The sequence below is a fragment of the Chloroflexota bacterium genome (genome assembly GCA_016197225.1).
Classification (GTDB): domain Bacteria; phylum Chloroflexota; class Anaerolineae; order Anaerolineales; family VGOW01; genus VGOW01.
Genome location: JACPWC010000118.1, coordinates 15,295 through 27,223 on the forward strand (window position 1 = coordinate 15,295; position 11,929 = coordinate 27,223).

General features: G+C 59.7%; 10 protein-coding genes and 1 pseudogene. All 11 read right to left on the reverse strand.

What is annotated here, in order from left to right; translation table 11 throughout:
* Positions 1-49: 49 nt before the first annotated feature.
* Positions 50-1,834 carry a PQQ-dependent sugar dehydrogenase gene (locus tag HYZ49_19720; protein ID MBI3244515.1) on the reverse strand — a complete coding sequence of 595 codons (1,785 nt, stop codon included), beginning with the start codon at positions 1,832-1,834 and terminating at the stop codon, positions 50-52.
* Positions 1,835-1,838: 4 nt separating this feature from the next.
* Positions 1,839-3,968: a DEAD/DEAH box helicase gene (locus HYZ49_19725; protein ID MBI3244516.1), complete on the reverse strand. Its 2,130-nt coding sequence runs from the start codon at positions 3,966-3,968 to the stop codon at positions 1,839-1,841.
* Positions 3,961-4,394: pseudogene (locus tag HYZ49_19730) on the reverse strand (HNH endonuclease). The gene HYZ49_19725 and the pseudogene HYZ49_19730 overlap by 8 nt, the downstream one beginning before the upstream one ends.
* Positions 4,387-4,788 (reverse strand): STAS/SEC14 domain-containing protein, encoded by a 402-nt coding sequence (locus HYZ49_19735; GenBank protein MBI3244517.1) that lies wholly within the window; start codon positions 4,786-4,788, stop codon positions 4,387-4,389. The pseudogene HYZ49_19730 and the gene HYZ49_19735 overlap by 8 nt, the downstream one beginning before the upstream one ends.
* Positions 4,789-4,897: 109 nt before the next feature.
* Positions 4,898-5,170, reverse strand: a complete 273-nt coding sequence (locus HYZ49_19740) for a DUF4404 family protein (GenBank protein MBI3244518.1) — start codon at positions 5,168-5,170, stop codon at positions 4,898-4,900.
* Between the two features lie 27 nt (positions 5,171-5,197).
* Positions 5,198-6,535 (reverse strand): ATP-binding protein, encoded by a 1,338-nt coding sequence (locus tag HYZ49_19745; GenBank protein MBI3244519.1) that lies wholly within the window; start codon positions 6,533-6,535, stop codon positions 5,198-5,200.
* 99 nt (positions 6,536-6,634) lie between these two features.
* On the reverse strand, positions 6,635-8,347 hold the full coding sequence (locus HYZ49_19750) for a TerB N-terminal domain-containing protein (GenBank protein ID MBI3244520.1): 1,713 nt from the start codon (positions 8,345-8,347) through the stop codon (positions 6,635-6,637).
* Positions 8,347-9,267, reverse strand: coding sequence for a TIGR03560 family F420-dependent LLM class oxidoreductase (locus HYZ49_19755; GenBank protein ID MBI3244521.1), 921 nt, complete (start codon positions 9,265-9,267; stop codon positions 8,347-8,349). Before HYZ49_19755 ends, HYZ49_19750 begins: the two co-directional genes overlap by 1 nt.
* A 199-nt stretch (positions 9,268-9,466) precedes the next feature.
* A complete protein-coding gene (locus tag HYZ49_19760) occupies positions 9,467-9,886 on the reverse strand; it encodes a RidA family protein (GenBank protein ID MBI3244522.1) in 420 nt (139 codons plus the stop codon).
* 86 nt (positions 9,887-9,972) lie between these two features.
* Positions 9,973-10,629 (reverse strand): response regulator transcription factor, encoded by a 657-nt coding sequence (locus tag HYZ49_19765; GenBank protein MBI3244523.1) that lies wholly within the window; start codon positions 10,627-10,629, stop codon positions 9,973-9,975.
* Between the two features lie 71 nt (positions 10,630-10,700).
* Complete coding sequence (locus HYZ49_19770) at positions 10,701-11,876, reverse strand: sensor histidine kinase (protein ID MBI3244524.1); 1,176 nt, start codon at positions 11,874-11,876, stop codon at positions 10,701-10,703.
* Positions 11,877-11,929 lie beyond the last annotated feature (53 nt).

Sequence of the window (11,929 nt, forward strand, 5' to 3'; positions counted from 1 at the left end):
GTGCTTTTTGTTGACGCCGTGAAGCCTCCAGTCGCCGGAGTGTTGGAACTTACTTCTGTATCTCTCTCAAATAAGCCACAATGTTATACAAATCCTGCTCACTCAGCGCCGGGTTGCCGCCGTTAGGCGGCATGGTCACGCCGGTCGTGTTCCGTGGGTCGTTTTCGGGGCGGCCTACTTTGATGAACTCAACCAGTTCTTTGTCGCTCTTGCCCGCCACCCATTCACTTGTCGTCAAATCCTTGCCCAGGCTAGGCACGCCCTCGCCGGTCGGGCCGTGGCAGGCCGAGCAGGTAGCCGCGAACAAAGCTTGACCTTTGGTTGCGTCGCCGGGCAGGAGCGGAGCGGGCGTGGCGCTTGCGGCTGGAACCGCTTCATTTGCCACCGGGCCAATGTGGTAAATGGTGTTACTGCTGAAGCTGGCAACGTACAGGCCGCCGTCAGGTGAATTGAGCAAGGCCGACGGACCGAGAATGCCGCTGATGAAGAGCCGGCTTGCGCCCACAAAGTGTTCAGAATCAATGCGAAACACGCGCACGCTGTGAATCTCGTTTCGCGCCCACAGCGACACAAACAATTGCCCTTTGTATTTTGTCGGAAAGGCATCGCCGGCATAAAAATCGATCCCGGCTGGGGCGGAGTGATCGACAAACGTTACCACCGGCGGCTGTGTGCCGGAGTCCTGCGGCGGGATTCCGAAGTAATTCGGGAAGCCGTAATCCTTGCCTTCGACGATGTAGTTCAACTCTTCCGGCACGTCAATCTTGTTGGAGCAGTCGTCCACCTGGGTGGCGGTGTCAATGCACCCCGACGAGCCGTTGTCAATGGCAAAGAAGCCGCCGCCCGGCGCCGGGATGATGCCAAATGGATTGCGCAGGCCGGTGGCATACACTTTGAGATCGGAGCCGTCGGGATTCACCGACAGGATGCGGGCGGCCAGCGGATGCGTTTCGGGGCGGTGATCGGTGGTGCTGCCGACGCCGATGTATAAACGACCGTCCGGCCCGAACGTCAGCCCGTTGCTTTGATGAAAGGCGTATTCTTCGCCGGGGAAGCCGTCAACGATCACCTGCGACTCGTCGGCGACTCCATCGCCGTTGGTGTCTTTGAGCAACACCAGCTTGTCAATCTCCGTCACGTAGAGTCCGGCTTCACTCCAGGCCAGGCCTTCAGGTTGCTTGAGGCCGCTGGCGAACTCGGCCACCGAGTCGGCGGCCCCGTTAAGGTCGTCGTCCCGCATGATCCAGATCGAGCCGCCGATCCCGGCCACGTACAATTCGTTGTCCGGCCCAATCTCCAGCGCCGTCGGTTGTTGAACGACTGCATTCTCGAACACCTGAATCGGAATATTGTCGGCGACGACGATTTTCTCGATAGGCGTGGCAACGACGCTAACCTCGTCGAGGTCGGGAGTAAATGTGGTGAGGTACAACCCGTAACCCACGACGGCGAACAACACGGCAATGCTGAACGAAGCCGTCAGCCCGAAGCGCAAATCGGAGTTGCCGCCAAGCCGCTCCGCCAGTTTGTAAACGCCAAAGGCAAGGGCGGCGGCAACGATGGCGCTTGCCGCTATCAGCCCAACGCCGATCGCCAGTTCGCGCATGGGCAGGTTGATGTAAGCCCGGCGCGCCGCCGTGCTGGCGGTGAGATACAAAAAGATTCCGGTCCCGGCCAGCGCCGTGACGAATACCAAAACGCCGGAGACTCGCGCCCGCTTTTTGCCGAAACGATAAACAGCCGCCAGCATCCACGCCGCCGCAAAGAACAAAAGGCTCAGGCCGAAGAGGCTGGCGATGAGCGGGGCCAATAAAGAAAGTAGTCGTTGCATCATTGGATTAGCTTACCATGAGTTGCGCCAGCACCGACTGAGCTTCAGTCATATCAAGCCACGCCTCGGCGGCGTGGACGCGCAAAAGGGATTCTGGTAGAAACTCGTCGAACTTGCGAGTCTGGATTTCGGCGAGGGGCAGGCCGGCGGCCAGTTCGGCGGCGGTGGGCGGCGACTCGCCTAGCCGCCGCAGAGCCGCTCGCAAGTCGCCGTTCACCTTCATCATCCACGGAAACGAAATGAAGTCCACTTCCAGGCCAACGTTCTCCAACATGGCCCTCAACGTCTGCGCCGCCCGCGTGCCAGTCCAGAGAAAAACGACGCCGTCGCCGAGCACTTGCCGTTCATCCAACTTCAATGCTTTGCTAAACTGTCGCGCCTCGGCCAGCGCAACCTGCCCCGGCGGCGAAAGATAACCCGGCACAGACTCGCCCAGCAAAATCTCTCGCGCCTTCCGGGCCAGGCGCGGATGAAGTTCCGGTCCGCCGCTCGGCGCAAACCGGGCCGGCTGTGCGCTGGCGGCTGGCGTGACTAACACTTCCTTTCGCGCCGGAGCAACCTCCGTCACTTCCCACATTTCCCCGGCCAGCCGCAAACACAGCCCCGGCTTCAACCCTGGCGAGTTGCTGATCCGCCCCAACACGCGCTCGCCGTGTCGTACTTCCAATTCTTCTGCCGACTCAAACACGGCATAGAAATCGCGCGAGCGGGCGACCCTCTCGCCACTCAACCCAAGAATCAAATTGCCATCGGACAATTGTTGAAGGTGATCGATCTTCGCCAGATGCTTGAGCAGAGTAGCGTAATCATCCGCGCTCACGCCGGGGAAGACGCTCGACTTCATGAAGAAACCGACCAGGTCACGCGGCGAACTGCCGTGCCGCTCGACCAGCCGCGAGAGCAACTGCTGATACAACACGTTGTAAGGCCGCGCACTCGCAGTTGGCGGCTCGATCCAACCTTCGGCGAACAATTCAGACACGGCCAATGCCTTGAGCAGGTTGAACGGGATGCGGTCGTAGGAGGACCGGGCCGACGGCTCGACGGTGTAAACCTGCATAATGCGTTGCGCGCCGGGGCGGCGGCCACTACGCCCCAGCCGTTGGACGAACGACATCACCGAGTGCGTGCTGTTGACCTGCGCCACCAAATCGAGCCGCCCGATGTCAATGCCCAACTCCAGGGTGCTGGTGCAAACGACCGAAGCCAGATGATGCTTGTCTTGCATCCGCGCTTCGGCTTCCTCGCGAACTTCCTTGCTGATCGAGCCGTGATGCGGCAGGTAGCGCTCTTCGCGCTTGTCGCGTCTGCAAAGCGCATTCAGATCGGCAGTGATCGTTTCAACCTCAGCCCGGCTGTTGCAGAAGATGAGCGTCTTGCGGTCGCGGGTGAGGGTGTAGAGATCGGCTACCAGTTCGGGCGGGATTTCGTCGGCGGCAAAATGGAGATGGCTGAACTTGATCGAGGCGGCCACACCCGGCGGATTGATCAGTTGCACCTGATCCGGTTGAATCGGATTCAGCCAGCGTTTGGCCGCCTCAAAGTCGCCCACTGTCGCCGAAAGGCCGACTCGCCGGGGGCGGCTTTGGGCGTACTCCGACAATCGCTCCAACTGGCAACGCAACTGCGCGCCGCGATCCGACTCTAAGAATGAGTGAACTTCGTCCACGACGATGAAGCGCAGGCCGCCGAACAAGGCCGCCAGCTTGCCGCTCTTGTTGACGAACAGGCTCTCGATGGACTCGGGTGTGATTTGCAAAACGCCGCCAGGGGTTTCGAGCAGATCGGACTTGCGCGAGGCGGCTACGTCGCCGTGCCAGCGATGAACGGGGATGCCGCCCTGCTGGCAAAGCAATTCGAGCCGCTCGAACTGATCGTTGATTAGCGCCTTGAGCGGCCCAACGTACAAGGCGCGCACCGACCCAAACGGCTCGGCGTGAAGGAGGCTGAGGATGGGCAGGAAGGCGGCTTCGGTCTTGCCGCTGGCCGTGCCGGCGGCGATCAGCACATCGCCGTTGCCGTCGAAGATCGCCTCAATCGCTTCAATTTGAATGGGCCTCAGATCGTCCCAGGCTTCGGCGTAAACGAACTCGCGGAGGAACGGTGCGAGACGAGAGAAGGGTTGTAATTCACTCAATTTCTTCTGGTGGGTGTTCGCCCATCAAGTACAGAATCCGGCGTAAGTTACAACGCCTTCTCGATTCAGTTGAAGCGATTCAACTGTAGCCCGACCAGTTGGCGTCAACCCGATGATCAACGCGAAATCATCGTTCCAGGCAAAATGATCGCGCCAACGGTGTTGTCGAGGATGGTAGAGCGGGATGTTTTCGCCGCTCACCGGATCGTGGCCCTCGGTTTTGGTGTACTTGTGATTGTTGCAACCCTGACAGGCGAGCGCCAGGTTGTTGAGAGTAGTTTCGCCACCACGACCGCGAGGCTCAATATGTTCGATGGAGAAAGGCTGGATAGCAAAACGCGCCTGACTGCGACAGTATTCGCAACAGCCCCTGGCGCGTTCAAAGACAGTTTGTTTGTGCTGGGCGGAGACCCGCATTTCAGGCATAGGTCGGCGACTGAATGCCCAGGTCTTTCATCAACACGGTGAGCGTTGTCTGGCGCAGACGCGCCAGTTCCACCATGTATTTAATGCGTTTTGCTTCTATCTTTTCAACCTGATCAGTCAGCCGGAGAAGTTCATCGTGTTCATCAACGGTCAGAGTTTCCGCCTGCCGTTTGCCAACCAGTTCATCATGTCGTTTCTGAACATCGCCTGGCACGCCCTGATTAATTTTGAGCAAAAGATCGGTTTCGGCAGGCGGCAAGCTGGGGGCCTTGCGTTGCGCTTGCAGAGAGAGCAACTGAAACACGAACTGCTCTAGTTCGCCAGGACTCAGCTGCCCGGCGGCTTTGAGCAGATCGGCAGACGATAACTGCGCTTCAACTTGAACGGTTGGCATATTGACCTCCTGGGGCCAGACTGGTCAGCACTGGCTTTATTTTAGCCTGATCGCCAGCCGGCGCAATAGACACCTTACCGACGAACAGGGCAACGCCGCTAAGTTGGCTTCAGATGCCGATCCGGTTCAGCCCGTCAATGGCTTGCGCGATGCTGGCCGTCAGCGCCGGATGCGAAAGCTCGAAACGCAACAGGGCCGCGCTGAGCCGCTCGCCGAGCGAGTGATATTGATGAGCAGAGGCGTCACCCGGGCGGTCAAGCAATTCTTGAATGTCTTTCATCAGGCTTCGCAACAGTTCGCGTTCACCGGCGTCAACGGTCTGGGCCTGCTGCAATTCGGCGTGAAGCTGCTCCAGCTTTTCGTGAAGTTGTTGTTTGTTCATAGCCTGACAGCCTTTCTTGAAAAAATTTCACTGCACTTTGAAATCGGTAAATCGATCCAGCGGGTCGCCGTCGCTTGCCGGGGCGGCTTGTTCCGCCAGTGTCGTTGTCACCGGCGTGGGCAACGTTCCCAAAATCTCCTGCCACGTCTTGTCGGGATACTGCCCCAGCAGGTTGAGCAGGTTGACGAACTCGCGCACCAGGTCGCGCGGCGTGGCAAACTCTTTGGCCCCGATTCGCTTCAGCGACTCTTCCATATACTTCACAATGGCCTCGTCTTCCAGCCCTTTGCTGTTCGCCGCGCTCTCGCGGTGAATGTCGCGCACCTTTTGCAGAAGCACGTAAATCTCCTCGGCGGTCAACGGCGGCAGAGAGAGCACCGGCCCGGAGAAGTCGCGCAGGTCGTCGGTGGCAAAGCGGCTCCCGGCCAACCGCGTGCGCAGAGCTTCGTAGCTGAACAGCCCGCGCCGCGCATCTTCGAGAAACTCCGGCGTGCCGCTGAACATGAAGCCGACGTAACCAGCCCGCCCCTGCAAGCAGTCGTTGACGACGCTGAGAATCTTTTCGTAGTTGGCATTGCGGGCCACACTGTGCGTAATCTTGTAAAGGTTCACCGCCTCGTCCAGGCAGATGAGCAAACCGGCGTAACCCACGTCGTGGGCGAAGCGGGCGATGACCTTGAGATAGTCGTAAAAATTGTCGTCGTCAATAATCGAACGAACGCCCAGCGCCTCGCGGGCCTCGGTCTTGGTGCTAAACTCACCCCTCAGCCAGCGGATGGCATTGCTCTTCAAGTCGTCGTTGTTCTCGACGTAGCCCTGATAATACTTGCTCACCACCGTGCCGAAGTCGAAACCGTGCACCAGCTCGTGCATGTCGTTGACGATGGCGACGATGCTGGCCTGCACTGTCGCCGCAAACTCCGGGGAACCCGCCGACAAATTCTGTTTGGCCGCTACCTCGGCCTGAACGTTTGAAATCCAGCGCTCGATGATGGCCGGCAGGGCGTTGCCGTCGGGCCGGGTCTGCGTCGAAAGGTTCTTCATCAGTTCGCGGTAGAGGGCCAGCGCCTGCCCGCCCGATCCTTGCAGGCGGCGCTCCGGCGAAAAGTCGGCATCGGCTACCACGAACTTGTTGTCGAAAGCGTTGGCGCGCGCTAACTGCAACAAAAAGCTCTTGCCACTGCCGAACCGCCCGACGATGAACCGCACCGTCGCCCCGCCTTCGCGAATGTGCTCCAGGTCGCCCTTGAGGGCCGTGATTTCGCGCAAGCGCCCGACGGCGATGTGGCGCAAACCGGCGCGCGGCACCACGCCCGCGCCCAGCGCATTCAAAACTGCAACCGCTTCACGTTTTGGAATCGGCATTTTGTTTATCCTGAGACAGTTTTACCACGAAGACACCAAGACACAAGGGCACAAAGGAAAACAGCTTTCTTGGTGTCTTTGGGCCTTCGAGCTTTGTGTTTAGCTGAAAAAGTGTTGGCGAAGAGACGGCAGATCATCTTCCTCAACTGCCCATTGCTCGCCATCAAGATACAGCGGTGGATGGCCCAGCGCCTCGGTTGCCTTCTCGTTGAGCGAGTCCAGGACGGCGTTGCCCATGAGGTGAAAGGGCCGGGCCGCCGACTCGATCTCGGATTCGGCCAGCGCGCCGCGCCCGGCAAACAACTTGAGCAGGGCCCCCTCTGCCGGGGTGAGTTGGTTCAGCAGTTGCCCCCACAGGCCGTCGGCGGCTTCTGCTTTTGTTGGCGGCGTCTCGCCGATCACAATTTGCAGTTCATCCAAAAAATCTTCGGCCAGAGTCAGCGCGCCATCGGCTTCAACATAAATCAATCGGTCGCCCAACACTGGCAAAGCCTGCTCGTTCACCCGCTCGATGACGACGTTTGGCAGTTGAGCCTGTTGCGCCAATTGCTCAACCGTTGAAACGGATTTGTCGAAAATGGCGGTGACGGTTGCCCGGCCCGCGCCCTCCAGCGCCGCCCACAGTTGGCGCACTTCGGCCAAATCGGTATAGGCGGCTTCGGGCGAGTCCAACGTTGCTTCTTCAGGCGGCGGCTCCAACATTGCGCCCACGCGCTCGCTCTCAAGATGCAGTGCGGCCACGCGCGACTGGTCAATCTTGATCTGCAAAGGTCTCTCGACAGGCGCAAAGGCTTTTTCAAGCGCGGCGGCTATACCTGAGTCAAGCGTGATGCCAGAGAGGCGATGCCACACTCCGGCCTGCGCCCGCAAAATATTTTCGGCATGTTTCACGACTGAGGTGAGGTGCTCTTTCAGCGCCGCGCTGTCTTCGTAGTTCCGGCTGGCCCCGAAGTCAACCATCATCGGGTATGCGTAGCCGACAAGGGCATCTTCAAACACGCGCTTGAAGTTTGGCCTGGCGTCGGTTTCGGTGAATTTTTCCAGCAACGATTGGCCGTTGGCCTTTTGCCAGTAATCTGCCGCCACGCGAATCGCTTTTTCGTAAGCCTGGTCGAGCCGGCCATCGGTATTGTGAGCCAGATAAAACTTGTTGCGCGGGCGGTAGTCGGTGAGCGAGGCCCAGAGTGTGTAAGGCATCTCGTTTGATTTTCGGCGGGCGACGAAGCGCTCGATGAGGGCGTTTGCCACCGATTTGGGCGGCTGAATGTTCATGGCGGCAAACTTCTCCCACCAGTCGAGGGCCGCCGCCGGACCGACTTTTACCGCCAGCAAATCGCCGTGCCACTCCGGCAGAACGTCGTCAAGCTCAGGATGCCCTTTGCGATACGCTTCCCACACTGACCGCAAACGGCCAGCCGCTTGATTGGGATCGGTTAGTTCGACAAGGTTTAACAACTCGTAAGCATAAAGGCCGATGTAGCCGCGCTCGGTTGGCAAATAAGTTCCGCGCCGCACCTGTGAGCGCCAGTAGAAATACCAGTTGGACTGCGCCGCGCTCAACTGCCACCAAGTGAGCAGATAAGGCGGGTGAGGTGCAGGGTTGCACGGCCTGCCCTCGCGCTCGTGGAAACGTTTCGCATCGTCGAGAAACGCGGTTGCGTCGGGGTAGCCGCCGCTGGCCGCTCCTGCCGTTTTCTTTGCGGGGCGGGCGACGGGCGGCGGTGACGGCGTCCCCGTGAGTTGACGGATGAGCCAGACGAGTCCATCGAATATCAAAGTCAAACAGCCGCGTGGCCGGCGTCGCTTCGCCACTACTTCACCTGAGGCAGAACGCTTTGCGCCATCGCCGCCAGGCCATCGAGATCATCCAGGTCGAGCCACTGCAACATGATGCGCCCGACTCCGGCCTCGGCGAACTTGCCAAGCTGATCCACAACCTCAGACGCAGTGCCGAAAACCACGCCGTGTTCGCGCAGTTTGGCCGGGTCGCGCGCGCCGAGTTTGCGTTGAAGCGTTGCCTCGTCTTTGCCGAAATAACAGCCGTGCATGAGCGAGCGGCGCACACTGTTTGGCTGGCGATGGTTGGCCGCCAACAACTCGTCCAGCATTTTGTTGAGTTCGACGAACTTTTGCGGCGTGAGGTAGACCGCGTTCCACTCGGAAGCGTAGCGGGCGGCGAGCGGCAGGGTGAGCTTGCGCCCGTTGCCGCCGATGAGGATGGGCGGCCCGCCGGGCCGGGCAGGGCGTGGCAGGAGCACCGCCTCTTTCAGATGATAAAACTTGCCGTCGAAGTCGAGCGGTGACTCGTTTTGAAGCAAGTGCGAGATGATCTTCAGGCCTTCTTCGAATCGCTCGAAGCGTCCCGCGATGTTGAGCAAGTCCCAGCCGTAATTGGTGTGCTCGCGCTCCTGCCAGCCTGCGCCCAGGCCAAGCGTCAGCCGCCCGCCTGAAAGATCGTCAACGGCGCTTGCCATGCGGGCCGTTATCGTCGGCTGGCGAAACGAGACGGGCGAGACCAGCGGCCCAAATTCGATACGCCTGGTGTGGCTCGCCAGCCACGTCAGCGAGACCCACAGTTCGAGCGACTCAATGTCAGGCGGGTTGGAGTTGGTGTAATGGTCGGAGCGGTAGAGGCCGCTGAAGCCGAGCATTTCGACGGCGGCGGCGATCTTCTGCCAGCGCGGCCAGTTCAACCCATTCTGGCCTTCGATCATGATGGCGACTTCGAGCATGGATGGTCTCCTTCGGAACGCTGATGAACGCAGAGCCTTTTCAAAGAGTTCGTAACTACACAGGCCTGGTTTCATCCGCAGATTTTCGCAGATTAGCACAGATTACTAAAACAAATCTGCGGCAATCTGTGTAAATCTGCGGATAAACAATGGCGTTTTTCAAGCGTATGCCTGGGCAATTACAAGCGATCGGCGAAAATCAGCGCGACGCGTCAGCGCGCTTCGCGTCTGCGTTCTCAATATATGCCTCGGCTTCAATCTCCACCAGCATCGCCGAGTCAATCAACCGTCTCACCTCGACCATCGCCGTCGCCGGGCGGATGTCGCCAAAGAACTCGCCGTGCGCTTTTGCCACTTTCTCCCACTCGTCAATGTTCGTCACATACATCCGGGTGCGAATCACGTCGGTCAGGCCGGCTCCGGCTTTGGTCAGCGCGGCTTCGATGTTCTTCAATGTTTGCACAGTTTGGGCGTAAGCGTCGTCAACGCCGACGATGTCCCCGTTCGCGTCGGTGGCCGTCGTGCCGGAGACGTGAACGTGCGGCCCGATGCGAACGGCGCGCGAGTAACCGGCAATGGATTCCCATTTTGCGCCGCTGGCGATGTTTTGACGTTGCATGTGCCCGGTTCTCCTCTTGCGTGATTTTACTTCACATTGGGAGATGTTAGGCAGAGGCGGTTAATTGTAAAAAGAAAGTTGAGGAGTTATATCAGCCCTAGCTCGCGGGCACGAAGGGCGGCCTGAGTGCGGTCGCGCACGTCAAGTTTTTGCAGGATGTTGGTGACGTAGTTCTTCACCGTGCCTTCAGCCAGGCTCAACTGGTCGGCAATTTCACCGTTGCTCAGGCCTTGCGCCAGCAGTCGCAGAATCTCGCTCTCGCGCTCGGAAAGCGGCTCGGGCAGAGCCGACTCGGCAGGGCGGGCGGCGGGGGCCAGGCGGGCAAATTCGGCCAGCACTTTGCGGGCGACGGATGGCTCGATCAATGCGCCCCCGGCGGCCACGGTGCGGACTGCCGCCGCCAACTCTTGCCCCGATACGTCCTTCAGCAAATAGCCGGACGCTCCGGCACGCAACCCTTCAAACACGTAGGTGTCGTCGTCGAAGGTGGTGAGGATGATGACACGGGCCTCAGGCCACGCGGCGCGCAGGCGGCGGGTGGCCTCCACGCCGTCCATGCCGGGCATACGCACGTCCATCAACACTACGTCCGGTTTGAGGTTGGCGTAATCGTCGAGGGCGGCCTGGCCGTCCCCGGCTTCGCCGATCACTTCGATGTCGGCTTCAAGCTCAAGCAGGGTGCGCAAGCCTTCGCGCATCAGGCGTTGATCGTCTACGAGCAGGATACGAATCGGGTTGGTCATTTTGAATGGGACGCGGACGCTTCGCGCGCAGATGCACGCGGATTTTTATATTGATCTGCGTTCTTCCGCGTTTATCTGCGTACCAATAAAGGCAGGCGGAAGCAGAGTTGCGCGCCGCCGCCGGGCCGGGATTCTAAGTGGAGTTCGCCGCCAAGCTGGGTTGCCCGCTCGCGCAGGCCGCGCAGGCCAAAGCCCACGCCGTTCATAGATGCTGGAAAACCGATGCCATCATCTGCGACGGTCAGTGAAATATTGTCGTCTGACGTTTGCAGGCTCAACCAGATGTTTTTTGCCCCGGCATGCCGCTGGGCGTTGGTGAGCGATTCTTGCGCGGCGCGGTAGAGGGCCAGCCGTCCGGCTTCGGGAACAGAAGAAAGGTCTTCCGGTAGAGTCAGGTGAACGTTGAGGCCGGTCGCTTCCTGAAAGGCGGTTGCCAGCCGCGCCAGCGATTGAGTCAGCGGCAGGTCAACTTCCAGCGGGGCGCGCAGAGTCGCCACAGTGCGGCGCAGTTCGGCCAGGGCTAGTTTCACCTCGTCACGCATCGTTCCAATCATTCGCGCGGCGCGGTCGGGATCGGTTGGGATGAGGCGTTGCGCGCCCTCAAGTTGAACGGCGGTGACGGTAAGGCGGTGGCCCACCGCGTCGTGCATTTCGCGAGCCAGGCGGTTGCGCTCTTCGGCAATCGTCAACTGCTCCACTTGCGAGGCATAGTCTTGCAGTTGGCGGTGCGCCGTTTGCAGTTCTTCGAGCAGGCGCTGGCTTTCCTGGCGAGCCGCTTCGGCGTCGCGCATGGCCTTGCCAAACGTGCCGAAGAACACGAATCCGCCGGCGTAAGGCAGGACGTAGATCAAGGCGCTCAACCAGCCGGCGACGAAGGCGAAGTTGAAATAGGTGGCGACGGTGAAAATGCTGATCCAGAGCGTTGCCTGGCGTAGCGGCAGAACAGTCATTGCCTCGGCGCTGAGGACAAAGAACAAAACCCCGGCGGCGAAGGTGTTGGGCTGGAGCAGGATCAGGCTGACGGCCAGCGTGGTTTGGAGGGCAAAATAGAAGTGAACCCGGATGCTGTGATGGAAAAGGAACAGAGCGCCAAAAGCTAACGTGAGACCCAACGCAATCCAGCGGGTGCTGTTGTTCTCAATAGTCACAAAGCTGATGACGGCCACTGCGCCAACGGTGAACAGGCCGGCGAATTCAAGAAGCCAGTCCTTGCTGTGTTTTTGCGGCATGTTCACATTGTACTTCATGGTTTGCAGCAAGGGGAGGTTGAGCAATTGTAGAGCGAGTTGTCAACTCGCTC

What these genes read in the sequence shown, in the direction of transcription:
- HYZ49_19760 (MBI3244522.1), bottom strand. Translation starts at nt 9,886, where the DNA reads ATGCAACGTCAAAACATCGCCAGCGGCGCAAAATGGGAATCCATTGCC.
- HYZ49_19740 (MBI3244518.1), bottom strand. Translation starts at nt 5,170, where the DNA reads ATGAACAAACAACAACTTCACGAAAAGCTGGAGCAGCTTCACGCCGAA.
- HYZ49_19745 (MBI3244519.1), bottom strand. Translation starts at nt 6,535, where the DNA reads ATGCCGATTCCAAAACGTGAAGCGGTTGCAGTTTTGAATGCGCTGGGC.
- HYZ49_19755 (MBI3244521.1), bottom strand. Translation starts at nt 9,267, where the DNA reads ATGCTCGAAGTCGCCATCATGATCGAAGGCCAGAATGGGTTGAACTGG.
- HYZ49_19765 (MBI3244523.1), bottom strand. Translation starts at nt 10,629, where the DNA reads ATGACCAACCCGATTCGTATCCTGCTCGTAGACGATCAACGCCTGATG.
- HYZ49_19735 (MBI3244517.1), bottom strand. Translation starts at nt 4,788, where the DNA reads ATGCCAACCGTTCAAGTTGAAGCGCAGTTATCGTCTGCCGATCTGCTC.
- HYZ49_19770 (MBI3244524.1), bottom strand. Translation starts at nt 11,876, where the DNA reads ATGAAGTACAATGTGAACATGCCGCAAAAACACAGCAAGGACTGGCTT.
- HYZ49_19720 (MBI3244515.1), bottom strand. Translation starts at nt 1,834, where the DNA reads ATGATGCAACGACTACTTTCTTTATTGGCCCCGCTCATCGCCAGCCTC.